This window comes from Sutcliffiella tianshenii (assembly GCF_016908565.1).
Taxonomy (GTDB): Bacteria; Bacillota; Bacilli; order Bacillales; family Bacillaceae_I; genus Sutcliffiella_A; species Sutcliffiella_A tianshenii.
This window is the reverse complement of record NZ_JAFBED010000015.1, coordinates 1-26,543: the sequence shown is the minus strand read 5'-3', so window position 1 is coordinate 26,543 and position 26,543 is coordinate 1. Positions and strand designations below refer to the sequence as shown.

At 41.0% G+C, this 26,543-nt stretch carries 27 protein-coding genes, 2 tRNA genes and 1 rRNA gene; 11 read left to right on the top strand and 19 right to left on the bottom strand.

What is annotated here, in order from left to right; genetic code table 11:
* Positions 1-28: 28 nt before the first annotated feature.
* From mnmA to zwf, 5 genes are all read right to left on the bottom strand, one after another.
* A complete protein-coding gene (gene mnmA, locus JOC95_RS19880) occupies positions 29-1,168 on the bottom strand; it encodes a tRNA 2-thiouridine(34) synthase MnmA (RefSeq protein ID WP_204419626.1) in 1,140 nt (379 codons plus the stop codon).
* An 865-nt stretch (positions 1,169-2,033) separates the two neighbouring features.
* Positions 2,034-2,384, bottom strand: coding sequence for a winged helix-turn-helix transcriptional regulator (locus JOC95_RS19875; protein ID WP_204419624.1), 351 nt, complete (start codon positions 2,382-2,384; stop codon positions 2,034-2,036).
* Between the two features lie 145 nt (positions 2,385-2,529).
* Positions 2,530-3,018 (bottom strand): hypothetical protein, encoded by a 489-nt coding sequence (locus tag JOC95_RS19870; RefSeq protein ID WP_204419622.1) that lies wholly within the window; start codon positions 3,016-3,018, stop codon positions 2,530-2,532.
* Between the two features lie 44 nt (positions 3,019-3,062).
* Complete coding sequence (gnd, locus tag JOC95_RS19865) at positions 3,063-3,956, bottom strand: phosphogluconate dehydrogenase (NAD(+)-dependent, decarboxylating) (protein WP_204419619.1); 894 nt, start codon at positions 3,954-3,956, stop codon at positions 3,063-3,065.
* 47 nt (positions 3,957-4,003) lie between these two features.
* Positions 4,004-5,461: a glucose-6-phosphate dehydrogenase gene (gene zwf / locus JOC95_RS19860; RefSeq protein WP_204419616.1), complete on the bottom strand. Its 1,458-nt coding sequence runs from the start codon at positions 5,459-5,461 to the stop codon at positions 4,004-4,006.
* Between the two features lie 430 nt (positions 5,462-5,891).
* On the opposite strand from zwf, the gene hxlA reads away from it, so the two are divergent.
* The 3 genes from hxlA (at position 5,892) to JOC95_RS19845 (ending at position 7,921) form a co-directional block, all read left to right on the top strand.
* Entirely contained in the window at positions 5,892-6,524 is a 633-nt protein-coding gene (hxlA, locus tag JOC95_RS19855; protein WP_204419614.1) for a 3-hexulose-6-phosphate synthase, read from the top strand.
* An 8-nt stretch (positions 6,525-6,532) separates the two neighbouring features.
* Positions 6,533-7,090, top strand: a complete 558-nt coding sequence (gene hxlB, locus JOC95_RS19850; RefSeq protein WP_204419612.1) for a 6-phospho-3-hexuloisomerase — start codon at positions 6,533-6,535, stop codon at positions 7,088-7,090.
* Between the two features lie 111 nt (positions 7,091-7,201).
* Positions 7,202-7,921 (top strand): 3-ketoacyl-ACP reductase, encoded by a 720-nt coding sequence (locus JOC95_RS19845; RefSeq protein WP_090831815.1) that lies wholly within the window; start codon positions 7,202-7,204, stop codon positions 7,919-7,921.
* 92 nt (positions 7,922-8,013) lie between these two features.
* On the opposite strand, the gene JOC95_RS19840 is transcribed toward JOC95_RS19845, so the two are convergent.
* Positions 8,014-9,021, bottom strand: coding sequence for a DUF3231 family protein (locus tag JOC95_RS19840; protein ID WP_204419610.1), 1,008 nt, complete (start codon positions 9,019-9,021; stop codon positions 8,014-8,016).
* Between the two features lie 255 nt (positions 9,022-9,276).
* On the opposite strand from JOC95_RS19840, the gene JOC95_RS19835 reads away from it, so the two are divergent.
* Genes JOC95_RS19835 through JOC95_RS19825 form a run of 3 tightly spaced genes read left to right on the top strand, consistent with a single transcriptional unit; the run spans position 9,277 to position 12,954 of the window.
* Complete coding sequence (locus JOC95_RS19835) at positions 9,277-10,752, top strand: spore germination protein (protein ID WP_204419608.1); 1,476 nt, start codon at positions 9,277-9,279, stop codon at positions 10,750-10,752.
* A gap of 5 nt (positions 10,753-10,757) precedes the next feature.
* A complete protein-coding gene (locus JOC95_RS19830; protein ID WP_204419606.1) occupies positions 10,758-11,873 on the top strand; it encodes a GerAB/ArcD/ProY family transporter in 1,116 nt (371 codons plus the stop codon).
* A 1-nt stretch (position 11,874) separates the two neighbouring features.
* Complete coding sequence (locus JOC95_RS19825) at positions 11,875-12,954, top strand: Ger(x)C family spore germination protein (protein WP_204419604.1); 1,080 nt, start codon at positions 11,875-11,877, stop codon at positions 12,952-12,954.
* Between the two features lie 390 nt (positions 12,955-13,344).
* Here JOC95_RS19825 and groL read toward each other — a convergent pair whose 3' ends face one another.
* Both groL and groES read right to left on the bottom strand, forming a co-directional pair.
* The gene (groL, locus tag JOC95_RS19820; protein WP_204419601.1) at positions 13,345-14,973 is read right to left on the bottom strand and encodes a chaperonin GroEL; all 1,629 of its coding nucleotides are present in this window, start codon (positions 14,971-14,973) and stop codon (positions 13,345-13,347) included.
* Between the two features lie 46 nt (positions 14,974-15,019).
* Entirely contained in the window at positions 15,020-15,307 is a 288-nt protein-coding gene (gene groES / locus JOC95_RS19815; protein ID WP_204419598.1) for a co-chaperone GroES, read from the bottom strand.
* A gap of 296 nt (positions 15,308-15,603) precedes the next feature.
* Between groES and JOC95_RS19810 the strand changes: the two genes are divergently transcribed.
* Complete coding sequence (locus JOC95_RS19810) at positions 15,604-16,329, top strand: CPBP family intramembrane glutamic endopeptidase (RefSeq protein ID WP_204419596.1); 726 nt, start codon at positions 15,604-15,606, stop codon at positions 16,327-16,329.
* A gap of 46 nt (positions 16,330-16,375) precedes the next feature.
* On the top strand, positions 16,376-16,576 hold the full coding sequence (locus JOC95_RS19805) for a YdiK family protein (RefSeq protein WP_204419594.1): 201 nt from the start codon (positions 16,376-16,378) through the stop codon (positions 16,574-16,576).
* A gap of 25 nt (positions 16,577-16,601) precedes the next feature.
* Here the strand turns inward: JOC95_RS19805 and tatC are convergent, their stop codons facing one another.
* The 3 genes from tatC to JOC95_RS19790 form a co-directional block, all read right to left on the bottom strand.
* Positions 16,602-17,357, bottom strand: coding sequence for a twin-arginine translocase subunit TatC (gene tatC / locus JOC95_RS19800; protein WP_204419591.1), 756 nt, complete (start codon positions 17,355-17,357; stop codon positions 16,602-16,604).
* A 17-nt stretch (positions 17,358-17,374) separates the two neighbouring features.
* Entirely contained in the window at positions 17,375-17,560 is a 186-nt protein-coding gene (locus JOC95_RS19795) for a twin-arginine translocase TatA/TatE family subunit (RefSeq protein WP_204419586.1), read from the bottom strand.
* A gap of 197 nt (positions 17,561-17,757) precedes the next feature.
* On the bottom strand, positions 17,758-18,396 hold the full coding sequence (locus JOC95_RS19790; protein WP_204419585.1) for a redox-sensing transcriptional repressor Rex: 639 nt from the start codon (positions 18,394-18,396) through the stop codon (positions 17,758-17,760).
* A 192-nt stretch (positions 18,397-18,588) separates the two neighbouring features.
* On the opposite strand from JOC95_RS19790, the gene JOC95_RS19785 reads away from it, so the two are divergent.
* Positions 18,589-20,517, top strand: a complete 1,929-nt coding sequence (locus JOC95_RS19785) for an ABC-F family ATP-binding cassette domain-containing protein (protein WP_204419688.1) — start codon at positions 18,589-18,591, stop codon at positions 20,515-20,517.
* 338 nt (positions 20,518-20,855) lie between these two features.
* Here the strand turns inward: JOC95_RS19785 and tsaD are convergent, their stop codons facing one another.
* Genes tsaD through thiL form a run of 5 tightly spaced genes read right to left on the bottom strand, consistent with a single transcriptional unit; the run spans position 20,856 to position 24,479 of the window.
* Positions 20,856-21,890 (bottom strand): tRNA (adenosine(37)-N6)-threonylcarbamoyltransferase complex transferase subunit TsaD, encoded by a 1,035-nt coding sequence (gene tsaD / locus JOC95_RS19780; RefSeq protein WP_204419582.1) that lies wholly within the window; start codon positions 21,888-21,890, stop codon positions 20,856-20,858.
* Positions 21,887-22,336, bottom strand: coding sequence for a ribosomal protein S18-alanine N-acetyltransferase (gene rimI, locus JOC95_RS19775; RefSeq protein WP_204419580.1), 450 nt, complete (start codon positions 22,334-22,336; stop codon positions 21,887-21,889). Before rimI ends, tsaD begins: the two co-directional genes overlap by 4 nt.
* A 9-nt stretch (positions 22,337-22,345) precedes the next feature.
* Entirely contained in the window at positions 22,346-23,041 is a 696-nt protein-coding gene (tsaB, locus tag JOC95_RS19770) for a tRNA (adenosine(37)-N6)-threonylcarbamoyltransferase complex dimerization subunit type 1 TsaB (protein ID WP_204419577.1), read from the bottom strand.
* Positions 23,038-23,493 carry a tRNA (adenosine(37)-N6)-threonylcarbamoyltransferase complex ATPase subunit type 1 TsaE gene (gene tsaE, locus JOC95_RS19765; protein WP_204419575.1) on the bottom strand — a complete coding sequence of 152 codons (456 nt, stop codon included), beginning with the start codon at positions 23,491-23,493 and terminating at the stop codon, positions 23,038-23,040. Before tsaE ends, tsaB begins: the two co-directional genes overlap by 4 nt.
* Positions 23,494-23,504: 11 nt before the next feature.
* Complete coding sequence (thiL, locus tag JOC95_RS19760; RefSeq protein ID WP_204419567.1) at positions 23,505-24,479, bottom strand: thiamine-phosphate kinase; 975 nt, start codon at positions 24,477-24,479, stop codon at positions 23,505-23,507.
* Between the two features lie 162 nt (positions 24,480-24,641).
* Between thiL and JOC95_RS19755 the strand changes: the two genes are divergently transcribed.
* Together JOC95_RS19755 and JOC95_RS19750 are read left to right on the top strand one after the other, a co-directional pair.
* On the top strand, positions 24,642-24,956 hold the full coding sequence (locus JOC95_RS19755) for a DUF3243 domain-containing protein (protein ID WP_204419565.1): 315 nt from the start codon (positions 24,642-24,644) through the stop codon (positions 24,954-24,956).
* Between the two features lie 236 nt (positions 24,957-25,192).
* Positions 25,193-26,128 carry a DUF2268 domain-containing putative Zn-dependent protease gene (locus JOC95_RS19750; RefSeq protein ID WP_204419562.1) on the top strand — a complete coding sequence of 312 codons (936 nt, stop codon included), beginning with the start codon at positions 25,193-25,195 and terminating at the stop codon, positions 26,126-26,128.
* Positions 26,129-26,266: 138 nt separating this feature from the next.
* Here JOC95_RS19750 and JOC95_RS19745 read toward each other — a convergent pair.
* From JOC95_RS19745 to rrf, 3 genes are all read right to left on the bottom strand, one after another.
* A tRNA-Asp gene (locus tag JOC95_RS19745) sits at positions 26,267-26,342 on the bottom strand.
* A 4-nt stretch (positions 26,343-26,346) separates the two neighbouring features.
* A tRNA-Met gene (locus tag JOC95_RS19740) sits at positions 26,347-26,423 on the bottom strand.
* Between the two features lie 25 nt (positions 26,424-26,448).
* A 5S ribosomal RNA gene (gene rrf, locus JOC95_RS19735) occupies positions 26,449-26,543 on the bottom strand; the annotation flags it as partial.

Below are 26,543 nucleotides of genomic sequence, written 5' to 3'. Positions count from 1 at the left end.
GTATTATTCCCCCGATATACTTTTCATTTTAATAGTGTAGCAATGATTGAACTTTCACGGATTTAGGCATTTTCCCATTTTTAATAACACGGTCTATTGTTCCCCCACCAATACAAATATCACCATCATACAGAACAACAGCTTGTCCTGGGGTAATAGCCCGCTGTCTTTTGTGAAAATAAATCTTAGCTGTTCCATCTTCTTGCGGATACACTGTTACCTCTTGATCCTCTTGACGGTATCTCATCTTGGCGGTGCAACTAAATTCTTGCTTAAAAGTTAGTTCTGTTTTAATCCAATTCATACCAATAGCCTCTAAACCCTCTGAATAAAGTCCTTCGTTATGAAACCCTTGTTCAACAATCAGAACATTTCGCTTTAAGTCTTTACCAATGACAAACCAAGGCTCCCCTGATCCGCCAATACCAAGACCTTGACGTTGACCAATAGTATAATACATAAGACCATCATGGTGACCTTTAATTTCACCATCAAAGGTTTGCATTTCACCAGGATGAGCTGGCAAAAAGCCACTTAAAAATTCCTTGAAATTTCGTTCACCGATAAAGCATATACCTGTACTATCTTTTTTCTTTGCTGTTGCAAGACCTGCCTCTATCGCAATCCCACGCACTTGCTGTTTGGATAAATGCCCAAGCGGAAACATGGTTTTCGATAATTGCTTTTGAGAAAGAGCATTAAGGAAGTATGATTGGTCTTTATTATGATCAGCACCTCGCAGCAATCGGAATTGTCCATCTTTTTCTTCGACTTGTGCATAGTGACCTGTTGCGATATAGTCAGCCCCAATTGACATCGCATGATTTAAAAACGCCTCAAATTTGATCTCTTTATTACACATGACGTCAGGGTTAGGTGTCCGACCTGATTTGTACTCCTCCAGGAAGTATGTGAAGACTTTATCCCAATACTGTTTTTCAAAATTTACAGCATAATACGGGATTCCAATTTGATTACAAACCTTAATCACATCTTCGTAGTCTTCAGTTGCTGTACAGAAACCACTTTCATCAGTATCATCCCAATTTTTCATAAAAATTCCAATTACATCATATCCTTGCTCTTTAAGAAGCAAAGCTGTAACCGATGAATCAACACCCCCAGACATACCGACTACTACCCTTGTATCTTCTGGTCGTTTCTTCATACCTTTCACCACCTTTTGATCTATCTGATGCTTTACATCCATACCTGGGATACTTCCCTGATTATTATGCAGTTTCTTGCTTCACTGAATTTGGATTTGCGACATGATATTTGACCCCACTCTGTAAAGAAAACATGAATGGTCGTAGTTCGGAATGACCACATTTAGGACAATGACTAATTTCTTTAGTTATTGTTAGGCATCTGTCGCAAACGAGTCTATATTTTGCATTTGACATAACCATACTTTTATCATACCTTTCTATATTTTATTGAATGAACCCCTAATTTCTCCTGATTGCTCAATCATTCCCTTGATTAATCAGGTATATATATTCCATTAAATTAAACCCTTTACGATGTAAAAGCTAACAAGTATTGATAGGATTTATCGAAGCTAACTGAAATGAAATTAGTTACAGTTTATACAAAAAGAAACTTAACCATCTAACCAAAATAGCATTTACCATCTGTAACAAAATACATTACATTTAGTTCGAAAATAAAACAACTTCTTCAAATATATGATCAGGCAAATGCGCTAAGAGAACTATGCTATGAACGGCTATCGTAAATTCACTATTCACTGAATTTCACTTCCTCTTGGCACCTGTACTGTAATATTAATTAATACAGTTTGAAAAGTCAATGAAATAATCAGTTGCTTTCATGACAAATTTTAGTGGAAATTTAATTTACTTTTTTAATGCCTCAAATTCTTAGCCAATTTCCGCCAGATTCAATCCCATTGAGTGTCATTATCAAAAAAAGCACTAAATATAATTACTAAATTATCATGAAAAGAGGTTGACCCCTTTGGGCGGAATCAACCTTAAATTAATTATTAAAATTCACCTGATCGACTCTTATCTTACTAAAGGATTCAATCCAGCAGTTTCCATATAATCTTTTCCCCAGTTATACATAGCATCGAGAATCGGCATCAAGCTTCTTCCTTGTTCAGTAAGGGAGTATTCTACTTTTGGAGGAACCACGGGATAGACTTCGCGTTTTACTATCAAGTCTTCTTCCAGTTCTCGCAATTGATTAACTAGCATTCTCTGCGTGATTCCTGGCATAAGAGCTTTCAATTCACCAAATCGCTTCGTTCCCTCTTTTCCTAGATGCCATAGTATTAGCATCTTCCATTTACCACCGATAACGGAAAGAGTTAATTCTTTTTCACAATTAAACATCTTTTCCTCCATTCGCGACATTTATCATCACCTCCATATTTATTATAGCCCATAGTATACTTTTTTCACTATATAATATATATGTCTGTACTTGTTATATCCTTCCATACATAATATATTTTCAGTGAATATATAATTCTCTATCAATTAATGGTTATTTGGGAAGCTAGTGAGATCTCTCAACACGAGCACTTAAAATATCTTCTGTTGTGATTTCAAGTAATTTCTCCAGGAACCTTATTGTTCCTATTATATTTTCCTCTTCCTCCGTTTTTACGTTTTCCATTTTTTTATCCTCTATCAAATCATTAAGAACCTTTCTGAAGGCACTGCTTTTTATTAGCCACTCTCCAATCAGTTCCTTTGTTGCAGATCTTTCAAATTCATTTTTCACAGCAAATAAACTTTCTCTTTTTGTTTCTATTATAGTTATAGCATTTAAATCAGCATTCATCCGCATCTTAAAATATCTCTTTTCACTATTATAATAATTCTCATTCCTTAATCGAAAATACTCTACACCCATAGTGATTTCGTAAAAAGAAGGTGTCTCTGTAACATATTGAATGTCTTTCACTTCAACATTTTCCAATAGATCGAGATAAGTTTCTATTCCATACTGAGTATTTATCATTTTTGCATCCAATACATTCATGGACTTCACATCCTTTTCTATTAAATGGGACAGATGTAATTCTGTTAGTTTTTTTCAACAACATGTCCACCAAATTCGTTTCTTAATGCAGCTACCACTTTACCTGTAAAAGTATCGCTGTCTAATGAACGATAGCGCATCAAAAGAGACATTGCGATAACAGGAGTGGCTGCTTGTAAATCTAAAGCTGTTTCAACTGTCCATTTCCCTTCACCAGAAGAGTGCATGATCCCTTTAATTTCATCCAGCTTTGCATCTTTTGAAAATGCACGTTCAGTCAACTCCATGAGCCATGAACGAATAACGGAGCCGTTATTCCACACTCTAGCTACTTTTTCGTAGTCAAAATCGAAATTGCTTTTTTCTAATACCTCGAATCCTTCGCCAATCGCTGCCATCATACCGTATTCAATTCCATTGTGAACCATTTTTAAGAAATGACCGCTCCCTGCTTTACCGGCATAAATATATCCGTTTTCGACAGATGTTTCCTTGAAAATAGGTTCCACGATGCTCCAGGCTTCAGGGTCTCCACCAATCATATAACACGCTCCATTACGAGCACCTTCCATTCCACCAGAAGTTCCGGCATCCATAAAATGAATTCCTACTTCCTTTAGCTGGTCATATCGGCGAATGGATTCCTTATAGTGAGAATTCCCAGCTTCAATTACGATATCTCCAGCGCTTAATAATGGTGTCATTTCATCAATTACTGAATCTACCACTGCATGCGGAACCATAATCCATACAACTCTTGGTTTTTCTAATGATTCAACAAGTTCTTTTAAATCAGATGTACCTTGAGCACCGTATTTCTTCATTTCTTCAACGGCACTTCCATTTACATCGTAAGCTACTACTTCATGCTTGTTATCAATTAAATTTTGACCTAAGTTTAATCCCATTTTTCCTAAACCAATTAATCCAACTTTCATATTCATTTCCTCCTTAATTATCTAAAAATTTTCTGCATTTTTTATTACTACCACCATTTATATCCTTCCTCTGCCAATAATCGATGGGAAGCATCTGGTCCCGTTGACCCGGATGGATATAATTGAAGGGGAATTGTATTTTCCTCAAAAGCCTCTAAGATAGGCTGTACCCATTTCCAAGACAACTCCACTTCTTTCCAATGCGCAAAGAATGTAGAGTCGCCACGCATTGCATCGTAAATTAAACGCTCATACGCTTCAGGAACATCTGCTTGCTTAGCAGAAAAATCAACACTGACTTGTTCGATTTTTCCATTGTTTAATGGGTTTTTACTATTTAATTGTAATGAAACACTTTCGTTTGGATTGATTTCAATCACTAAAAGATTTGGCGCAGTTTCTTCTTGATGATCCCTATACAAATCCTTTAAAGTATTTTTGAATTCAATCACAATTCGGGTGGATTTCTCTGTCATTCTTTTTCCTGTACGGATATAGAAAGGAACCCCTCTCCAAAAATCATCATCCACATATAGACGGGCAGCCACAAATGTGTCATTTAATGAAGAAGGAGCAACTTCAGGTTCTCCTGTATACCCAACAACTGGTTTACCTTGGATTTCACCAGGACCATATTGACCTCGAATCACATGATTCACTACATCTTCTTTCTTTAATGGACGAAGTGATTCTATTATTTTTCTTTTTTCATTGCGTATCTCTTCTGCACTAATTTGTTTTGGCAGCTGCATTGCTGTCATCATCAACATTTGCAGCATATGATTTTGAAACATGTCGCGAATAGCCCCAGCTTTATCATAATAATCGGCTCTATCTTCAACCCCAACTGTTTCGCTTGCAGTTATTTGCACATTTGCAATGTATTGGTTGTTTCTTAATGCTTGAAGCACTGGATTTGCAAATCCTAACGCTTCCAGGTTTTGTACCATCGGCTTTCCAAGATAGTGGTCGATGCGAAAAATTTCTTCTTCATCAAAAGCTTTACTTAGTTTATCGTTTAATTCTTGAGCTGATTTCAAGTCATGTCCAAACGGTTTTTCGATAATAAGACGTTTCAAACCTTTAGTAGAGCCTAGACCACTCTCTTTAATGTTGGAAGAAATCACATTAAAAAGCTCTGGAGCAACAGACAGGTAAAACATACGATTTTCTGGAATATTCAATTCTTCCTCACGTTGTTTAACGAGTTCAAGTAATCCTTTATATCCTTCAGTCTCGATAGCATCTACATGGAAATACCTGAAGGCACGGATAAACACTTCAAGGTTTGTATCGTCATGTAGTGATCGTCTAGAAAAAGCTTTTAAAGAATCTTTTACATGGTCTTGGAAATCAGTATCTGATAAATCTCCTCTGCCCACCCCAATAATTGAGATGGGCAGAGGTAATTTTTTATCCAAAAATAAATTATATAGAGCCGGGAAGATTTTTCTTTTTGCTAAATCCCCGGTCGCCCCAAATAAGACAAATGTCATTGCCTCCATTTTACATACCTCCAAAATTAAAAATAAATTTCAGTATTTCGTTAAACAATGCATCAACAAGATGTAAGTATAATACCTACTTTTTTCAAATGGAAGTACGCACTTTTTATTTAAATAGTGTTAAAAAAATAACATAGTAACAATATGTATACTATAGGAAATAAACTCTTCTATTTATGCGCGGAAAAAAATTAAAAGCCAGGGTGAGCATCCTCTCCCTGGCCTCAAATGGTGCATGGTAGATTTATAGTTAATAGTAAGAATTTAAAAACGGTCTGTTTTACAGTATACTTTTTAGCACTATGTAAAATAAAAGTGCGTACTTTTATTTTTAAAACATACATTGTATACTTGCAATTGTTCAGTGAAAGGCCATGATATTCCTTATTGCACTGTACAAAAACAAAAAAAATTATAGGAGTGAATATAGATGGAATTGCAATTAGCTTTAGATTTAGTAAATATTCCACAAGCAATTGAGTTAGTGAAAGAAGTGGAGGATCACATTGATATCGTTGAAATCGGTACACCGGTTGTAATCAATGAAGGACTTCATGCAGTAAAAGCAGTAAAAGAAGCATTCCCTAACTTAAAGGTATTAGCAGACCTAAAAATCATGGATGCAGCTGGTTATGAAGTAATGAAAGCTGCTGAAGCAGGTGCAGATATCGTCACAATTCTTGGAACTGCTGAAGATATGTCCATTAAGGGTGCTGTTGAAGAAGCGAAAAAACAAGGTAAAAAAATCCTTGTTGATATGATTGCTGTAAAAGACCTTGCTGGACGTGCAAAAGAAGTGGACGCTATGGGCGTTGATTATATTTGCGTTCATACTGGTTACGATCTTCAAGCAGTTGGAAAGAACTCTTTTGAAGATTTACAAACCATCAAAGGTGTTGTGAAAAATGCTAAAACTGCAATCGCAGGTGGTATTAAATTAGACACACTTCCAGAAGTCATAAAAGTACAACCAGACCTTGTCATTGTAGGTGGCGGGATTACTGGACAAGCTGATAAAAAAGCTGCTGCTGCAAAAATGCAACAAATGATTAATCAAGGGTAATTCAAATCATGAATACAACTCAATACCTAGCTAGAATAATAAAAGAGTTAATTCGCTCCGTAGATTTAATTTCCAATGATGAAGCTGAAAAATTAGTTAATGGGATTCTTGAATCAAAAAAAATCTTTGTTGCTGGCGCAGGTAGATCCGGATTTATGGCCAAATCATTCGCCATGCGAATGATGCACATGGGGATAGATGCCTATGTGATTGGCGAAACAGTAACCCCTAACTTTGGAAAAGATGATATTTTGATCATCGGATCAGGTTCAGGAGAAACGAAAGGTTTAGTTTCCATGGCTGAGAAGGCAAAAAGCATCGGTGGGACAATTGCAGCTGTAACGATTTTCCCTGAGTCCACTATTGGACAATTAGCGGATATCACCATTAAGTTGCCTGGCTCACCTAAAGATCAGTCGGAAAGTAATTTTAAGACGATTCAACCAATGGGCTCATTATTCGAACAAACACTTTTACTATTTTACGACGCTGTGATTCTTCGGTTCATGGAGAAAAAAGGTTTGGATACCAATAAAATGTACGGTAAACATGCCAACTTAGAATAAATATATTAATCCTCAAGTTCTAAATAGGAAAGACCGCAACTGTTTCCATGCAAGTTTGCGGTCTTTCTGCTAGAATGAACTACTATTTGTAATAATTTTAGGAGTGATAAAATGATTTCTTTAAATGGAAAAACTGCAATAGTTACTGGCGCAGGAAGAGGCATTGGCCGTGCAACTGCTATCGCGTTAGCCAAAGAAGGCGTTCATTTAGGCTTAATCGGCTTAAATATGTCTAATCTAGAAAAGGTAGCTGCTGAACTCGCACAATTTGATGTTAAGGTTTCTGCAGCAACAGCAGATGTGACCGATCTTGAATCCGTTACCCATGCTGTTGAACATATCAAATCCGACTTAGGCCCAATTGATATCCTAATCAACAATGCTGGTGTTGCTAAATTTGGTGGGTTCCTTGATCTAACACCAGAAGAATGGGAAAAAATAATCCAAGTCAATTTAATGGGTGTGTATAATGTAACAAGAGCAGTATTACCAGGAATGATCGAAAGAAAATCAGGAGATATCATCAATATCTCTTCATCTGCTGGCCAAAAAGGTGCTCCTGTTACAAGTGCTTACAGTGCTTCTAAATTCGCTGTATTAGGACTAACAGAATCACTTATGCTAGAAGTAAGAAAACATAATGTCCGTGTTACTGCTTTAACACCAAGTACTGTCGTTACAGATTTAGCAATTGATACAAATCTTGTTAAAGGCAATGAAGAAAACGTGATGCACCCAGAAGACCTTGCAGAATTAGTCGTGGCTAGTTTAAAGTTCAATCCAAGAGTATTCATTAAAACAGCTGGATTATGGTCAACAAATCCATCATAAACCGAAGCAGATCCAGTGGGGTCTGCTTCTTTAGTTCGTACAAAATACTCTTATATGTATCAGTGATAAAAGGACATTATCAACACCTTGTTCTAATCCTTCGCCAAGTTTTCGTGGTCAGTGGCAGTAGGGGGTTGTTCCATCCAACCTTTTTCTATTAAAAGATTCATACCATCTTCAGCGATTAAAGCAATTTCCATATTCATTCGAGCGTAATCAGCAGACAAGTCTCTTCTTTGACACATTGATAAAGCCTCCCCATAATAACCAAGTGCCGCAGATAGTAGTGTTGCTATATGGAAAAGCATAAGCTTATCAGAAAAGGGAGGTACGGTTGAATCTGTTACTTCTGATTCAAATATCCTTGGTATATGGAGATTCTCTTCTTCTAACATTACACCCAGTATATGAAAGTGTCTTTTACAAAGTTTTCGAGCACGTTCGAAATACTCTCGTACCTCTTTAGATTGGCATACTTGACTGAATCCTAACTCTAAAACCATTTTCACCATATTTTTTTGCATATTAAGATGTACACCACTGATTTCGATTGCATTTATCGGTCTTCGCTTTCCGAACCAACCAGTTAAATAGTTCTGTTTCCTAATAAAATCAACCTTTTGTTTGTTATTCAATATAGGCGGCTTGCTAAGAATTCCCTTTGATAAAGCAAGGGTAGTGACCCTATCATATAATTGCAGCGTTTGAGAAGTACATTCAATAAGATATTTTCTGACATCTTCACGAATACAAACGCTTGTTGCACCAGCATATCTCGTCAAGCCGTGTATCGCCATAATCTGCAAATAAATAACCTTAAATGTATCCGTAAATAAACTAGGGGCGTTTACAGTTACATCATCCTCTGTGAACCCTATTGGAATGGGATAGTTTTCTTGTATTAAAAATTGTTTCGTTCTTTCTATATGAGTTTCTGATAATTCTAAGGCAAATTGAAGTAAAGCACGAGTATTTTCATCCTTAGCATTATTTAAGAAATAGCGAAGAACACAACGTGACATACTATCATTTACATATTGCGACCAGATGATGCCATATTCTGAGGCATTAATATTATCCTGGTGATTAACCTGATCCATTTTTTAAACCCTCCTTACTTTTACAGAATAGGTTAACCAATAACAATAAATTATATTTGTTATAAACTTCAGAAAGAATGGACACATCCTTTTTTGTAAGAAACATTGATATAGATACCAAAGGGACGAGAAACCGCTAAAATCACTTGGCGGTTTTTTGGTTCTTATGTCTTTTCTGATGGTATAAATTGGCTGAGTCTGAACACAATATCAATGGTGCAAATTCATTATTATCTTATTAGGAGATTGATGTCTATGTTTTGGAAGAGGACGAGTACAGGGGTAAGAAACAGCACAGGGAAAGCCCAAAATACACCTATCACACTAGAGGTTCTCCTTGAACGCGTAGACAATATGGAAGACGCTGAAATAATAGAACATCAAACACCTAATGTTTCGACAATTATACTGGTATACATAAGAACATTGATTGATAGCGCAAGGTTGAATGAATCTGTAATTCAACCATTACGGAGCTGCAGCAATGAAAATCATTTTGAATGTATTTCCGCCTCCAAAATTACAGAAATTTTAACGGTGGAAGAGGCCGAAAAACAATTGATGCTGGGATCCATCCTTATTTTTGACACTGATGAAAATGAATGGTGTTCAGTCAATCTTAAAGATCCATCAGGTAGAGGGATAGAAACCTCTGAAACAGAAACAATTCTTTATGGAGCCAAGGACAGTTTCACTGAAAACATAGAACAGAATATAGCATTGATTCGCAGAAGGCTGCCAATAACAACCTTAAAAACAGAAAAATTCACGGTAGGATCACTAACTGAAACAAATGTTGTCTTGATGTATATTGAAGGTATAACGAATACTAATTTCATTACGATTGCCAGGGAGAAAATCAAAAATGTAAATTATGACCAAATCCTTGACTCCTCCCAACTAGCAGCTTTTATGGAAGATCACACACATACTGTATTTCCTCAATTTCAACAAACTGACCGTCCTGATGTGTGTGCCTTCGCACTTGGCGTTGGTAAACTTACCATACTGGTCGATAATACACCGTTTGCTCTGAATGCTCCAATCACCTTTTTCCATTTATTCCAATCTCCTGAGGATTATATTAATCGTTGGATTGTTGCAAGCTTCTTGCGGATCATAAGATATTTAAGTTTCATGCTCTCCTTACTGATGGTTCCAATATATGTTGCGTTAACGACACATCATTATCAGATGATTCCCTTGCAAATTTTATTCGTCCTTGTGGATACAAGAAGTCAATTGCCACTAAGCCCGTTTTGGGAATCGCTCATTATGTTGGTGACAATTGAAATCATTAAAGAAGCAAGTCTAAGAATGCCTACGAAATCTGGTCAAACATTAGGCGTCATCGGTGGTATTGTCGTTGGGCAGGCAGCTGTAGAAGCAGGGTTCGCTAGTCAAGTTCTGATCGTTTTGGTTGGTATTTCTGCTATCGCTTCGTTTCTAGTGCCGAATTATTTGATGTCCAAAGCCAACACTTTGATACAGTTCATACTATTGATCCTTGCTTCTTTTCTTGGAGTAATGGGCATTTTTATGGGCATCCTTTTACTTTTTGTCCATATGAATGCACTTACTTCCTTGAAGCAGCCATATTTAGTCCCTGTTACACCTTTTTATGGAAAAGATTGGCTTGATCTATTTATTAGAGGACCATTGCAATGGATGAAAACAAGGCCTGAGGCTCTTCATCCTTTACAGAAATGGCGTTATAGCCGAAGGAGATAATCCCATTGACTGAACTTTCATTGTTCGAGAAAACCTCTTCATATAATGGTGTTTATATGACTTTGATGGTCAACAGGATGCAAATGCTATATTTTGCGATCATCATGCCAGTTTTTCTCATATACCCCTATATGATTTGGATGATTATCATCGTAGGCGCACTATCACAGATCAGTATATTCATGTTATCAAAATGGTTTACTTCCAAGTATGCATCCTCAGGCTACGAAGGTTTTGTAGATCTTTTCGGTGAGCCTATGGTACGGTTACTTTCTTTCATCGGAATCGGTTTCATTTTATTAAAAGTAACGGTAATAACACTCGGATATGTAGAAGTAGTACAACAATTTATCTTCCCTTCATTAAATACGAATTGGATGATCCTTTTCATTTTGCTTATTTGCTGGTATGTTGCTTCACTAGGGATGGACAGTACGATCCGTTTCATCGTCATCGCTTTTTTGTTTACAGCTCCAATGCTCTTGTTATTATTGAAATTCCCTTTTCAGCCTTATGCTACTATACATGATCTATTTCCGTTAATACCATATGAATGGACGATGAAATCATGGAAAAGTGTGCTGTTTATATGGTCAGCCTTTTCTGGGCCAGAATATTTGGTTTTACTTGCCCCTTGGTTCAATACGAGAGCAAAAATCCTCAAATACATGACAATCGGAAATGCATTTACCGTTTTTGAATATGTGTTTATATTCATTGCATCTTTGTTTTTTTTCGGATCACATTATCTTGGAGAAATCAAATTGCCGGTGGTGGAAATGATACGCTACCTGAATTTTCCAGTGTTTGAGCGAATTGATATAATTTTTATCTCTGTATACTTATTTCACTTTGTATTCGCCATTTCAATCTTCCTGTTACTTTTTTATGGTGCAATTCGTATCACTCTGAAGAAATCGAAAGTTCAAACGACTAGATCAGGATTTGCATTATGTTGTTTTATATTCATCCTTTGTTTAATGCTACTAAATGAATGGTTGTGGAAAAAGGCAACTAACCAAAATATTTTGTTAGAGCTAGAGATATGGGCAGGAGCACTCACTTATTTATTCGTACCATTACTTCTTTTCATCTCTTTTAAGCGAAAGGTCCGTGACTAGTATGAAACATAAACATACCAAAATACTTTTCGTCATTTTTGTTAATATAATCGTTTTATCAGGTTGTTCTCCTATTGCAGAAAAAAATCTGATTGAAGAAATTGCACCTGTGACTTTTTGGTCGATTCAGAAAGGAGAGGAGGAGAACTACAGAATGAGCACTTTGATACCTCCCCTTGTAAAAGAAAAGAAACGCCTTTTGACTGTTCAAGTCGACTTGTTAAAAGAAGGCATGAAGGGTTTCAATTTAAAGTATTATAGAGAGTTGAAAGTTGGACAACTCCGGATGCTGTTGATCAGTGAAGAAATTGCAAAAGAAGGGATCAGTCCATTGATCGATACGATTTTGACAGATCCTGATATTTCTAAACGTTTGTATGTAGCCATTGTCAGAGGGGATTTTGATGAGTACATGAACAGTCAATTGGGAGTGCAAGAAGACCTGGATTATTATCTCTATCGGATGTTCAAGCATTACGATGGTCAGGGGAAGTTGACTGTTGTGAATTTGCATCAATTCATGAAAATGCTTCATTCACCAGCGAATTCTCCTGTAGTGCCTGTATTTGAAGCCAGTAGTGGTAATTTCCAATATCAAGGTACTGGCATTTTTAAAAATGACAAATTGATCGAAACCACGAACAAAATGGAAGAGCAAATATACCAGCTTATCGACAACGATCACTTTTTAAAGTATTTTCCGATCCGTGACTTATCTTTTGTTCTAGGCCATGTGACAGCCAATGTTCAATGGTATATGGATAAGAAATATTCTGAACTGAAGCTCACCGTTCAATTGAATGGACGGCTTGACGAGATTGCCAGGGAACATAACTTGCTCACCCGGGATGAATTTTCAAAATTCGAGACGGAAATTGAATTGTATTTAGAAGAACAGACTACCAAGTTTTTAAAAAAGCTTCAAGAGAATAAGGTTGACCCTTTACAATTAAGAAAGTATACCTTGAGACCTTTCTCAAAACCTCTTAATGGGGAAGAATGGTCAAACAGGTGGGAGCAGATGGAGGTCACAGTCGATTATGACATTAATATCCAACCGCTAACAGATATCAAAAACTGATGAATCCAACTCTGAAGAAAGTGTGGGACGTCTCCCGTGGAACTGTTGTCGCAGTTTCACATATAGGGGGGCGTCCTTTTCCTTTCCGGCTTGGTCATACGGACGATCAAACAATGAAAAATGATTACCTTCATGTCACCGAAGAAATTAAAAAAGAAGCCCCCCACAAGTTTACTCAACTTATGAGAAGCTTCTTCCGTTATCCTCTATGTTGCAAAATGTTAGTAAACCATTCTCATCTTACCAACAAGTCCTTTTATATCAAGGGTTTGGGGGCGTACTGTCTAGCTCCAGCGGCTAGCCACTCTAGGAATGAAGACAAAGAGCGCCTTCTTTCCTAGATCGTCTTATGCTTGTCGGGGCTGAACAAGCCGCTTCTGCTTTTCGGTATTACATCATTCCGCCCATTCCACCCATGCCGCCCATATCTGGCATTCCGCCGCCGCCCTCTTCAGGGATGTCGGCTACTACTGCTTCAGTAGTCAGGAACATTGCAGATACGCTTGCTGCGTTTTGAAGTGCGTAACGAGTTACTTTGGTAGGATCTACGATACCAGCGTCAAGCATGTTTACCCATTCGCCAGTTGCCGCGTTGAATCCAACACCGATTTTTTCTTTTTTCAGGCGATCTACGATTACAGATCCTTCAAGTCCAGCGTTGTGAGCGATTTGACGCACTGGCTCTTCGATTGCACGCAATACGATGTTCACACCAGTAGCTTCGTCGCCTTCTGCTTTGATTTCGGATACTTTGTTGTAGACATTTACAAGCGCTGTACCACCACCGGCTACGATTCCTTCTTCCACTGCAGCACGTGTGGAGTTAAGAGCATCTTCAATGCGAAGCTTGCGCTCTTTTAGTTCTGTTTCAGTTGCCGCTCCAACTTTGATTACAGCTACGCCACCAGCGATTTTTGCTAGGCGCTCTTGTAATTTTTCACGGTCGAATTCAGAAGTTGTATCTTCCAATTGCGCACGGATTTGGCCAACACGAGCTTGGATCTCTTCTGTGTTTCCGTGTCCGTTGACAACTGTAGTGTTTTCTTTTGTAACCACGATTTTGTCTGCGCGTCCCAATTGGCTGATGTTCGCAGTTTTAAGGTCTAAGCCTAGTTCTTCAGTGATCACTTCACCACCAGTGATGGCAGCGATATCTTGAAGCATCGCTTTACGGCGGTCACCGAATCCAGGAGCTTTAACAGCTACTGCATTGAATGTTCCGCGTAATTTGTTCACTACAAGTGTAGCCAACGCTTCACCTTCAACGTCTTCAGCAATCAACAACAATGGCTTGCCTTGTTGTACAACTTGCTCAAGTACCGGAAGGATTTCCTGGATGTTAGTGATTTTCTTGTCCGTGATCAACACGTACGGATTGTCTAATACAGCTTCCATTTTATCGGAGTCTGTTACCATGTATGGAGAAGCATATCCACGGTCGAATTGCATACCTTCTACTACTTCAAGCTCTGTAGTGAAGCCTTTGGATTCTTCCAATGTGATGACGCCGTCATTACCAACGCGCTCCATCGCTTCTGCAATCAGTTGGCCAACCTCTTCGTCAGCTGCAGAGATAGCTGCAACCTGTGCGATGGAAGCTTTGCCTTCGATTGGTTTCGAAATGTTCTTCAATTCTTCCACTGCAACTGCAACCGCTTTTTCGATCCCTTTGCGGATACCCATTGGGTTAGCCCCGGCAGTAACGTTCTTCAATCCTTCGCGGATCATCGCTTGCGCAAGAACTGTTGCAGTAGTTGTACCGTCACCGGCAACATCGTTTGTTTTGCTTGCTACTTCAGCAACAAGCTTCGCACCCATGTTTTCGAAGGAATCTTCCAGTTCGATTTCCTTAGCGATTGTAACACCGTCATTTGTGATTAGTGGAGAACCGAATTTCTTCTCAAGTACCACGTTGCGTCCTTTTGGTCCTAATGTCACTTTCACCGCATCAGCTAATTTGTCTACACCGCGCAGCATGGAGCGGCGAGCTTCTTCACTGAACTTAATCTCTTTTGCCATAATTGATAGACCTCCTCAGTAAAGTTAAAATTTATTTTTTATTGGATTACTTGCTTACTACTGCAAGTACGTCTGCTTCTTTAAGGATCAGATATTCTTTGCCTTCGAATTTCACTTCAGTACCGGCATATTTGGAGAAGATGATGCTGTCGCCTTCAGTTACTTCAAGCGCTACACGCTCACCGCTGTCCAATACACGGCCTGTACCGACTGCCACTACTTTTCCTTCTTGAGGCTTTTCTTTAGCGGAGTCAGGTAATACGATACCACTAGCAGTTTTTTCTTCGGACTGAACAAGCTCAATTACTAGACGATCACCTATTGGCTTTAACATGAAAACAACCTCCTTGATTTCATATGTAATATTTTTATTTATTAGCACTCTATAGTCTTGAGTGCTAACACAATTATTATAATAATGAATCTCTTCCTGTTTTGCAAGTATCTTTGCTTAAAATTTTTCACCCTTTTTAGCACTTTTCCATTATCTCCCCCTGGCCTTCATATAAACCGAAATATCGACATGATTTTCGTAAGGAGCGGTGAATGTGGGAACCTTATCATTATAAGGGTAGGGTTAGAATATGATACAATACGGAAAGCGAATAATTGACTTTAGAGGAGTTTACTATGACGAAAAAGTATTGGTATGTGATTTTGACCTATGTGTTGATGCAGCTGTCCGGATTTATCGGCTTTCCGATCTTGATGGCTCTTGGTGTGGAACGTGGAGATATTGTGGGGTATTGGACGTTTGTCAGTTTTACGATCGGTCTTTTGATTGTCTGCTTCATTCTGCGGGATGAATGGAAGGAAGGCGACTTCAGGGGCGAGACGGCCTCTGTCCCGACAACCATTCTTTGGACGGTGCTTGGCTTTCCGATGGCTCTTTTCGGGCAGGGTATAGCGGCCCAGATCCAGCTCAAGCTTTTTGGGATCCAACCTGGTTCAGAAAACACGCAGGAAATCATGGCCTTTGTGACGGCGACCCCGATCATGATTTTTGCGATAACGATTGCAGGGCCTATTTTAGAAGAAATCATCTTCCGTAAAATAATTTTCGGTTCCCTTTACAAACGCTTCAATTTTGCTGTCGGACTGATTGTCAGCTCCCTGCTTTTTGCTGTCGTCCATAATGATTTCAAGCATCTGTTGATCTACTTTGTGATGGGTGGGATTTTTGCCTTCCTTTATGTGAAAACAAACCGCATCATCGTTCCGATCATCGCCCATGTTGCCATGAACAGCTTTGTTGTCATTGTGCAGTATGTGTTCAGGGAAGATATTGAAGAAATGATCAAGCAGATGGAAGAGATGCAGAATACGTTACCGAATCTTATCTCCTTCTTCTTATAATTAAAGAAACAACGGTAAGGCCATCTACAACTGGAGGACTAGCACAATGAGAATAAAACCGATCAATATGGTCTTTTTCTATGCCATCATGGGATGTTTATTTACGTATCTTGCAGTCGCGTCATTCAAGGAAAGCGTCTTTGAATGGCACACGATGCTGCTGATGCTGATCGCCACCTTCGACTTCGGCGTCAGCATCCGGGCATATCTGCTTCATAAAAAAATTAAAAGTATGCAAAAAAAATAGGCTTCTTACCTTTCCGGTAGGTTGCCTATTTTTTATTTAATTCCTCATTCAGCTTCGCTTCTGCAAGCTTGACCTTTTTGTAGCCGAAGCGGGAAATGATGATGCTGATCTCATAAAGGATAAGAAGCGGTACCGTCACCATCAGATGGGAGATGATCTCAGGCGGCGTGATGAGCGCCCCTATCACCAGTAATACGAAGTACGCATATTTTCTTATTTTTACAAGCAGAGCCGGGGTTATGATCCCCAGTCTTGTTAAGAACATCACAATAACCGGCATCTGAAACAGGATGCCAAACGGCAAGGTCAGCTGGAACAGGAATTGAAAATATTCATTGATCCCGATTACCTGGTTGATATCCAAGCGGTCTGCCAGATTGCTCATGAATTTCACGACAAACGGAAATAGAATGAAATAAGAGAAAGTCAATCCGCTCAGAAACAAGAAAAGGGAGATAGGAATATAGCTTAACGTCACTTTCCGTTCCCGCTCATACAAACCGGGGCTGATGAATGCCCAAATCTGATAGAGCGTGACGGGGAACGTGATGATGAATGCAATCAAAAATGAAAACTGCATGAAGATCTTGATTGGATCTGTAATGCGAAAGGCGTTCATCGTCAGCGCTTCCGCTTCATTTGTGTGCTGTAAATAGACAATGATCGGTTCCGCGAGGAAAAAACCGCCGATCGCTGAGACGAAAAAGAAGGATGCAATGATGATCACTCTTTTCCGGAGCTCGCCTATATGGTCGTACACCGACATTTCTCTATCTAGCATATATGTTCATCCTTACATTACTTCGTTTCTTCTTTTTTCTCTGGTTTAGTGTCGTCGTCATCCGCTAATCCTTTAGTTGCGTTTTTGAATTCACGCAATGTGTTTCCAGCTGCCTTACCTAATTGAGGTAATTTGCTTGGACCGAAGATTAGTAATGCTACGAAAACGATTAACAAGAGGCTACCCATTCCGATTGGACCCATTCTTGCCACCTCCTTGAAGAGGATGTTCAAAAAGTCCGGTAAAAATAGCTTTGAATTTCTTCGTCAGCTTGCCTCTCCGCTCCTCACGTATAAGTCCATACGCTGCGGTGCTCGAGACTTCGCTTCCTCGAACTTCTTTGCTCTTTTTATCCTCCTTTTTGAACCCCAACTTGAAATATACTCATTCTACTACTTTTTCATTCTGTTGGATAGTGCTTGAGAAAATATACCAATGACTGTAGTTCCACGGCTAGATCGATATGATGAATACGGATGGTTTCCGGCACGTTGATGCGTGCTGGCGTAAAGTTCAGGATGCCCTTTACCCCTTTTTCCACCAATCTGTCTGCTATCGGCTGCGCTACTGGCGCAGGTACGGTAAGGATTGCCACCGTCACATCCTCCGGCAGGTGCTCTTCGATATCATCAAGGTGATACACCGGTACACCGCCGATCTCCGTGCCGATTTTCGACTCGTCGATATCAAAGGCCATCACGATTTTCGTGTTATTGTTTTTCATGAAATTGTAATGCAGGAAAGCTGTTCCCAAGTTTCCCACACCTATAAGAGTAACATAAGTCAATTCATCCTGGTCGAGCGTTTTCCGGAAAAAAGTTAACAAATATTGAACATTATATCCATATCCCTTTTTCCCCAATGCCCCGAAATAGCTGAAGTCCCGTCGGATGGTGGCTGAATCCACTTTCACCGCTTCACTCAGCTCTGCGGAAGAAACCCGCTGCTTCCCGGATGTATTCAAATTCTTGAGGAAACGGTAATACAAGGGCAATCTCTTGGCCGTCGCCTGCGGTATTTTCATCGGTTCGTTACTCATCTTACTCCCCCATTGTCCAACCAGTTTGCGGTTCTTTTCTATATATAACGGATACCGGCTCCGCTCTTCGATTTTAAATCGCTTTCATTTTACCTTATTCTCTGCAATTTTGTAAGGGGTTGCCGTTTCCAATTCTTGATGTAGGGCTTGAAGAAGTATACACTTACATTAGAATTGCATGAGGTGAAAATGATGATTATTTTACAGATAAATCAATTAACGAAATATTTTGGTGCTGACCTTATTCTATCGAATATAAAACTAGAAGTACAATCGAAAGACAGAATTGCGCTTGTCGGGCGGAACGGGGCCGGGAAGTCCACCCTGCTGAAGATCATATCCAATCAACTTTCCTATGATTCCGGTGACATCATCAAGCCTAAGGACGTGTCGATCGGCTATCTGGCGCAGGATACCGGCCTTGAGACCGAGCGTTCCATCTGGGATGAAATGCTGACCGTCTTCTCCGGCCTGAAAGAGATGGAAAGTCAGATGCGCACGCTGGAAGCGAAAATGGGTGATCCCGCATATTTTGAGGATGGCCCGCTTTACGCCCGCATCTTAAAGGAATATGACGAAATCCAGGAAAGCTTCAAGCAAAAAGGCGGCTTTCAATATGAGGCGGATATCCGCTCTGTGCTTCACGGACTTCGCTTCTCAGAATTTGACTATCAGACTCAGATCGAGACGCTCAGCGGCGGTCAGCGGACGCGTCTTGCGCTTGCCAAGCTTCTTCTGACCAAGCCGGATCTATTGATTCTCGATGAGCCGACGAACCATCTCGACATCGATACCCTGTCCTGGCTCGAAGGCTATCTGCAGGGTTATCCTGGTGCATTACTTATTGTTTCCCATGACCGCTACTTCCTAGACAAGGTAGTCACAACCGTCTATGAAATCTCACGCAAACAGTCTGCGAAGTTCGTAGGCAACTACAGTGCGTACCTTGCACAAAAGGCCGAGCAATACGAACGTGATATAAAGATGTTTGAAAAGCAACAGGATGAAATTGCTAAGCTGCAGGATTTTGTACAGCGCAACCTTGCACGGGCCTCCACCACAAAGCGTGCCCAGAGCCGCAGAAAGCAGCTCGATAAGATGCAGGTGATGGATCGTCCTAAAGGGGACGAAAAGTCCGCCAGCATCATGTTTGATATTGATAGGCAGAGTGGCAATGATGTACTGAAAGCGAAGGACCTGGCCGTCTCCTATGACCGTACACCGATTTTCCAGCATGTGGACCTTTCCCTCTCTCGCGGAGATAGCGTGGCGCTAGTAGGGCCAAACGGAATCGGGAAGTCCACCCTGTTAAAGACGCTGGTCAAACAGCTTGATCCGCTCGAAGGCAGCTTTTCATTCGGGGCAAATGTTTCTGTGAGCTACTATGATCAGCAGCAGGCGGACCTCACTTCCAATAAGACGGTGTTGGCCGAGCTTTGGGATGAATACCCAAGCAAGATGGAAAAGGAAATCCGGACTGTCCTCGGAAACTTCCTTTTCTCCGGGGATGATGTACTGAAGCCCGTTTCCACTTTAAGCGGCGGTGAAAAAGCGAGATTGGCACTTTCCAAGATGATGCTGCAGCGCTCCAATGTCCTCATCCTGGACGAGCCTACCAACCATCTGGATCTCGACAGCAAGGAGATCCTGGAGAATGCCTTGATCGATTATCCTGGAACCATCCTATTCGTCTCCCATGACCGCTATTTCATCAACCGCCTGGCAACGAAGGTCTATGAATTGAGCCGGGTTGGGGCAACTGAATATCTCGGGGATTATGACTATTATATAGAGAAAAAAGAAGAGGCGATGGAGCTCGCAAGGCTGGAAAGCGAAGCATCTTCCGCAACTACCGTCAGATCTCTTCAGGCTGAAAAGGAAAAGCCGAGCTATGAACAGGAAAAAGAAGCAAAGCGACTCGAACGGCAAAAAAAGCGCCGTCTTGAAGAAATCGAAAAAGAAATAGAAGAGATCGAAAACAGGCTCGAAGAAAATGAGAGCCAGCTCTGTCTCCCGGAAGTCTATCAGGATCATGAAAAAGTACTGGAGCTCAACACGCATAATGAGGAGCTGCAGGAAAGATTGATGGCACTGATGGAGGAATGGGAAGAGTTGGTGTGATGAATAAGCTACTTTCCTTAAAAGGGGAGTAGCTTTTTTGTGGATAAAAATATCAATTAGCTGATTTTGTCGATACATAGCCCTCATTTTAAGAACTTTGTCGATATAACTCACTTTTCCACATACATATTCACATATCAACCCTTAATTAATAAGTTATCAAGAGGTTTATACACACTATCCACATTTTCATCTAAAGTTATCCACAATTTTTATTCACAATTACAAGATTGAATATGTGGGAAAGTAAGACTTTTATCCACAAGTTGTCCACAAGACTGTGTATAACGTATGCGCTTTCTATTTTTGGACAAATAAAAAACCTTTCAACTGAAGAATCAATTGAAAGGTTTTTCGATATCAAGCCCCGGGTTTCCGTTAAGGTCCATACCGGAACGTTTTCCTTTTCGATATAGGACGCTTCCTGCCGCTGCAATCATCGCTGCATTATCGGTGCATAACGATAGTGGAGGAATCACCAGCTCTTTCCCCACATTATCCACAGCAGTCATAAGGGCACTGCGTAATCCCTTGTTGGCCGCCACCCCGCCTGCAAGCAGTACTTGATCCACCTTGTATTGTTCCATGGCCTTCAGTGTTTTACCGACCAACACCTCGATGACACTTTCTTGAAAGCTTGCCGCCAAATCCTGTGGGCTGATTTCTTCCCCTTTTTGCTTGGCGTTGTGGAGCGTGTTGATAACTGCCGATTTCAAGCCTGAGAAGCTGAAATCATAGGAATCCTCCTCAAGCCACGCCCTTGGAAGCTTGATGGAAGGTTGTCCCTCCATAGCCAGACGGTCGATATGAGGACCGCCCGGATAAGGCAGCTGTAGCGTTCTCGCAACCTTATCATAGGCCTCGCCTACTGCATCGTCACGCGTTTCACCGATTACCTCGAAGGAACCGTGCTCCTTCATGTAAACAAGCTCAGTATGACCTCCGGAAACGACCAGGGCCAATAACGGGAATTTCAGCTCCGCAACAAGCTGGTTGGCATAAATATGCCCCGCAATATGATGAACACCGATCAACGGCTTCTGATGGGCAAACGCCACAGCCTTCGCTGCGTTGACACCGATCAGGAGCGCTCCTACAAGACCTGGCCCTTCCGTCACGGCGATGGCATCAATACTATTCATGGTGAGGCCGCTCTGCTTCATCGTTTCCTCGAGCACGATGGTGACCTGTTCCACATGATGCCTAGAGGCGATCTCTGGAACAACCCCTCCAAAGCGCTGATGGCTTTCAATCTGGGAGGAAACCACATTTGCCACGATTTCCGTCCCGTTCTTGATGACAGCTGCAGCCGTTTCATCACAGCTCGTTTCAATACCTAATATATATTCGTCTTTTTGTTGCTCATTTATCATAAACTCACCCACATCACTAATGCGTCTTCACTGTTATCCACATAATATTTTTTTCTAATTCCGCCATTTTGGAAACCATGCTTCCGGTACAGGTTCTGTGCCACGATATTGGAGACCCTCACCTCAAGTGATAACGAGATTGCCCCGATCATGCGACAATACTGAATGGCATTTCCCATCAGTATATCCCCAAGCTTCCGACCCCGACACGAGGGATGAATCGCAATATTGGTTATCTGCGCCTCTCCCATGACCACCCATATCCCACAATACCCAATCACCCTGTTATCTTCCTTCATGACAAAATAATGGGCATATGGATTATTGGTCAGCTCATAGTAAAAGGCGTCCTTTGTCCAGGGAGTGGCAAACGAAAGCATTTCCACCTCATGGACCCCCTCAATATCATGGACCGTCATTTTCGTTATATCAATCATTGATTCCATCTTGTTCACCTATTTTTCTTTGCTTTCTAGCCATTTTGCTTCCGCTTCCGCCAAACGGGTATAGTTCGGAACAAAGCTATGGACATCCTCCGCTTCCCTATCAAGTCCGATAAGAGCAAGCTCACTCGGTCGAGGGCTGTTTTCACTTGTTTGTGCAAAATGAGCCATTTCCCCAAGATACTCTATGATGGTTTCCTTATGCAGGTGCACATCATTGCCTATAAATAATACATCCTCATTCTTTTCCTTCAGCATGCCAAGCCAATCTGTCAATGCGATATTCACATCTTCCACCAAGGTCTGCACGCCCGCCTTCTCCCATGAGAATAAACCGGTATACACCTGTCCGCGCCTTGCATCCATGAGGGGAGAGATCATCCCTTTGAAATAGCGGCCATTTGCTGCCAACAGCTCCAGGCTTGATACGCCCACAAGCGGCACATTCAACGACCAAGCCAAAGTCTTAGCAAGCGTGACACCGATACGTACACCGGTAAAGGAGCCTGGCCCCCTCCCTACGACAATCAGGTCAATCGTATCCGGTGTTATCTCGCAATCTTTCAATAGCCTCTCCACCGCAGGCATCGCACGCACCGAATGGTTTTTATTCAGATTGGTTACAAGCTCCCCGATCACTCTGTCTTCCTCTACAACCGCCACACCAAGCACATAGCTTGATGTATCAATGGCCAATACTCTAGTCATTCCATTAGCTCCTTACAGATATCTTCATAGCGTGCTCCCCTTGGAGTCAACACGATTTTTCTTTCATCATCGCCAAGGTGGTAGATATAGATCTCCAACCGTTCCTCCGGCAAATAATCCTCTATCAAATGGGCCCACTCCACAACCGTGACGCCACTGCCCATAAAATAATCATCAAACCCGAGGTCTTCCTCACTGTCCGCTAGGCGGTACACATCCATATGGTAAAGAGGCAAGCGCCCCTCATACTCTTTGATGATGGTAAACGTAGGACTGTTCACATTGCGCTTGATATCCAATCCCTTTGCCAGCCCTTTGGTGAATGTTGTCTTGCCTGCACCAAGGTCTCCCTCCAATAAAAGGACCTCTCCCCCATTCAGGAGCTTCCCTAGTCCTTGAGAGATAGTCATCGTTTCCTCTGAAGAATGTGTCTTCAACTCGACTTGCATCATATAACATGCTCCTACTCTTTTAAAAAGTGATTATATCCTTCTTTTTTCATTAATACGCTCTGACCTTCATCTTTCAAAAAGACTTGTCCTTTTCCGATTGCCGTCACTTCACCGATCTGGGTAATTTGAATATCGGCATCCTGGCACCGCTTTTGTAAAAGAGACCAATCTTTCGCACTGATCGTACCTACCAGCTCAAAATCCTCTCCACCGGCAAGCGCCCACTTCAGTGCCTTTTCTTCCTTATATTGAACCATTGATGTACTTAATGGTAGTGTATCCTTGTTTATCACAATATCTACATGGCTTGCTTCCGCAATTTCCATCAGCTCGCTTGCAATGCCATCACTCACATCATTCAATGCAACCCGATCGAATGCTGTCAGGATCCTGCCTAGTTCCACTTGAGGTGCTGGATTCTGATGCTTCCTTTTCAACTCATCCCACCCGGAATGACCTTGCAAAAGAACATCCAGGCCCGCTGCAGAATCACCCAATGTCCCAGAAACAAACACAAGATCACCAGGCGTGGCGTTCGAACGGAGAAGTCGTTTTCCCTTCTCCACCTTCCCGATGACAAAGACACTCAGAACAAGGGATTTCCCCGAAGTTGTATCGCCACCGATAAGATCCATCCGGTACTGATCACCCAGAGCCTTCATTCCTTTATAGATGTCCAAAAGCTCTTCCTCCGGCCATGCTTTTGGAATCGAAATCGATACAAGGTAATAGAGCGGTATGCCACCCATCGCAGCAATATCACTGATATTTGCTGCCAGTGCCTTATAGCCGATATCATACGGCTTCATCGTATCCGGGTTGAAATGGACCCCTTCCACCATGGTATCGACACAAACCACGCTTTCAAAGCCCTCATCCATCCCGACGATAGCTGCATCATCGCCTATTCCCACAACCTTGTCCCCATGGAACAGAGCCTGTGGCTGAATACTACTTATGAATCCAAACTCATCCGAAACCGACAAGAGACGACACCCCTCTGCTTCCTTATGCTATCCACTATTATAACGAAAGAAGAAAGAGAAAGAAAATAAATCCTGCCCCACATTTAAAGGTTTAGCCAATCCAAAAAAAGGATATGGACTAGGGATGCACTAATTCAAGGAAATTAAAGGAGGAAATCAATAATGGCACACACTGATCAAGAAACCCAAAGCAAAGTGGAACGAACAGTAGAGAACATGGATGAAAACAAGAAAGAAAGAATCCTGGCCGATTTCGATACCTTTAAGAGCTATCTGAACGATAAAGTATCAGCAGGGAAAAGAGTCGGCCTCGGCGAAGAGCAACTAGCCATGGCAGCGGAAAAAGTCGCAGACTACCTGGCCAAACACGAAGAGCCAAGAAACAGCGAAGAAAAACTCCTCCAGGAACTCTGGAAAGTCGGAGACAAAGACGAACGCCACAAACTCGCTCATATGCTGGTGAAGTTGGTAGATTAATAGAAAAGTTTTTGGACGAACAGTCTGCTAGACAGCTTCAGCCAGAGAAACCCAACTAACATAATGACAGTTGAGACAATAGCCCTACCCTAACCGGTAGGGCATTTGGCGTGGGAAGTTTCCTTACAACAAAAATTTTCTGAAAATAAAGGATTTTCAGGTATTTTGTAGAATACTTATCCTCAGGCACAAATAAGTATCAATTGTGGACAAAATTATGTTTAGGAGGGAAATTAATGCGTTTGAAGGGTTTCTTGTTTTTTTTCATCATTGTTTTAGCTTTGACAGGTTGTGGCAACGGAGAGAGTGCAGGTACGGTAAGTGGGGAAGAAGGGTTAACTTCAACATTTAAGGAAAATGATCAAAACTTCGAAGTAATTCATGCATACCAGTTATTCAACCCATACTATGAAGAATCTAAGAGTCTTCCAAAAGAAGAAGTTTTGGCTTTATATAAATCAAGTATCATTGACCAGGTCAACGATAAATGTTTTAAAGATGGCGAAAATATTCAAATGGCGGAAACCATCTTGAACGAGGAACCTAAGAATCGTATTGCCGTTCAGGATGTTATCAAGAAAATCGACTATGCAAGCACTAATGAAGCAGTTAAAGAAGCACTTATTGAATCTTCAAAACTATTACCATCTGGAAAAGATACAACCGTTTGTATTTTCCCTACCAATGACTCCACCACTTTATCATTTACAGCGGGATCCGGGAAGATCATCCTATTATACAATCGCAACTATTCACCTGAAATCATCAAATCTGCAGTAGCACATGAATACTATAATAGTGTCGCTTATGAAAAGCAATTTGCCGATACAACGACTGTCCTGGATCAACTGGTCAATAAAGGAAAAGCTGTCATGTTTGAAAAGACTGTTTTCCCTAATTTCTCTTTGACACCGGTTGATGAAGCCTTCAAAAAGGAACAATGGGCAAAGATCGAAAAAGATCTTGGCAATTCTGATCCTGACAGAGGAAATGCGATCCTAAAAGGCGGAGCACAGGTTCAGCAGCTTCCAAAAAGCTATGGCGCAAGCGAAGGTTACAAAATGGTCAAGGCGTACCTTGATGCAAACCCAGACACTCCAATCGAGGAATGGGCAGCAAAGCCTGCAAGTGAGATCTTCGAAGAAACCGATTATCAATCTAATTACAATTAAGCAGAAAACCTCGCCATCTTGAGATGGCGAGGTTTTATATGTGTTGTTATATGTTGTCTAGAAGGGCTCGCTTTGCCTAGTCATTCATTAAAAAAGACCAAAAAAAATAACGAAACCAAGTTTCGTTTTCTTTAAAAATGGCGGTCCCGACCGGGATCGAACCGGCGATCTCCTGCGTGACAGGCAGGCATGTTAACCGCTACACCACGGGACCTTATTGGTTGCGGGGACAGGATTTGAACCTGCGACCTTCGGGTTATGAGCCCGACGAGCTACCAGACTGCTCCACCCCGCGATAATAATATGTATAGTAATTATACGCCTGGCAACGTCCTACTCTCACAGGGGGACAGCCCCCAACTACCATTGGCGCTGAAGAGCTTAACTTCCGTGTTCGGTATGGGAACGGGTGTGA

Excerpts from the sequence above, each read along its gene's own strand:
- JOC95_RS19805 (WP_204419594.1), top strand. The coding sequence starts at position 16,376 with ATGAGAATAAAACCGATCAATATGGTCTTTTTCTATGCCATCATGGGA.
- JOC95_RS19825 (WP_204419604.1), top strand. The coding sequence starts at position 11,875 with ATGAAACATAAACATACCAAAATACTTTTCGTCATTTTTGTTAATATA.
- groES (WP_204419598.1), bottom strand. The coding sequence starts at position 15,307 with ATGTTAAAGCCAATAGGTGATCGTCTAGTAATTGAGCTTGTTCAGTCC.
- JOC95_RS19870 (WP_204419622.1), bottom strand. The coding sequence starts at position 3,018 with ATGAATGTATTGGATGCAAAAATGATAAATACTCAGTATGGAATAGAA.
- rimI (WP_204419580.1), bottom strand. The coding sequence starts at position 22,336 with ATGGAATCAATGATTGATATAACGAAAATGACGGTCCATGATATTGAG.
- tsaE (WP_204419575.1), bottom strand. The coding sequence starts at position 23,493 with ATGATGCAAGTCGAGTTGAAGACACATTCTTCAGAGGAAACGATGACT.
- zwf (WP_204419616.1), bottom strand. The coding sequence starts at position 5,461 with ATGGAGGCAATGACATTTGTCTTATTTGGGGCGACCGGGGATTTAGCA.
- JOC95_RS19845 (WP_090831815.1), top strand. The coding sequence starts at position 7,202 with ATGATTTCTTTAAATGGAAAAACTGCAATAGTTACTGGCGCAGGAAGA.
- JOC95_RS19785 (WP_204419688.1), top strand. The coding sequence starts at position 18,589 with ATGATTATTTTACAGATAAATCAATTAACGAAATATTTTGGTGCTGAC.
- JOC95_RS19750 (WP_204419562.1), top strand. The coding sequence starts at position 25,193 with ATGCGTTTGAAGGGTTTCTTGTTTTTTTTCATCATTGTTTTAGCTTTG.
- hxlB (WP_204419612.1), top strand. The coding sequence starts at position 6,533 with ATGAATACAACTCAATACCTAGCTAGAATAATAAAAGAGTTAATTCGC.
- hxlA (WP_204419614.1), top strand. The coding sequence starts at position 5,892 with ATGGAATTGCAATTAGCTTTAGATTTAGTAAATATTCCACAAGCAATT.
- gnd (WP_204419619.1), bottom strand. The coding sequence starts at position 3,956 with ATGAAAGTTGGATTAATTGGTTTAGGAAAAATGGGATTAAACTTAGGT.
- JOC95_RS19840 (WP_204419610.1), bottom strand. The coding sequence starts at position 9,021 with ATGGATCAGGTTAATCACCAGGATAATATTAATGCCTCAGAATATGGC.
- tatC (WP_204419591.1), bottom strand. The coding sequence starts at position 17,357 with ATGCTAGATAGAGAAATGTCGGTGTACGACCATATAGGCGAGCTCCGG.
- mnmA (WP_204419626.1), bottom strand. The coding sequence starts at position 1,168 with ATGAAGAAACGACCAGAAGATACAAGGGTAGTAGTCGGTATGTCTGGG.
- groL (WP_204419601.1), bottom strand. The coding sequence starts at position 14,973 with ATGGCAAAAGAGATTAAGTTCAGTGAAGAAGCTCGCCGCTCCATGCTG.
- tsaD (WP_204419582.1), bottom strand. The coding sequence starts at position 21,890 with ATGATAAATGAGCAACAAAAAGACGAATATATATTAGGTATTGAAACG.
- JOC95_RS19755 (WP_204419565.1), top strand. The coding sequence starts at position 24,642 with ATGGCACACACTGATCAAGAAACCCAAAGCAAAGTGGAACGAACAGTA.
- JOC95_RS19795 (WP_204419586.1), bottom strand. The coding sequence starts at position 17,560 with ATGGGTCCAATCGGAATGGGTAGCCTCTTGTTAATCGTTTTCGTAGCA.
- JOC95_RS19810 (WP_204419596.1), top strand. The coding sequence starts at position 15,604 with ATGACGAAAAAGTATTGGTATGTGATTTTGACCTATGTGTTGATGCAG.
- tsaB (WP_204419577.1), bottom strand. The coding sequence starts at position 23,041 with ATGACTAGAGTATTGGCCATTGATACATCAAGCTATGTGCTTGGTGTG.
- JOC95_RS19790 (WP_204419585.1), bottom strand. The coding sequence starts at position 18,396 with ATGAGTAACGAACCGATGAAAATACCGCAGGCGACGGCCAAGAGATTG.
- JOC95_RS19875 (WP_204419624.1), bottom strand. The coding sequence starts at position 2,384 with ATGTCGCGAATGGAGGAAAAGATGTTTAATTGTGAAAAAGAATTAACT.
- JOC95_RS19835 (WP_204419608.1), top strand. The coding sequence starts at position 9,277 with ATGTTTTGGAAGAGGACGAGTACAGGGGTAAGAAACAGCACAGGGAAA.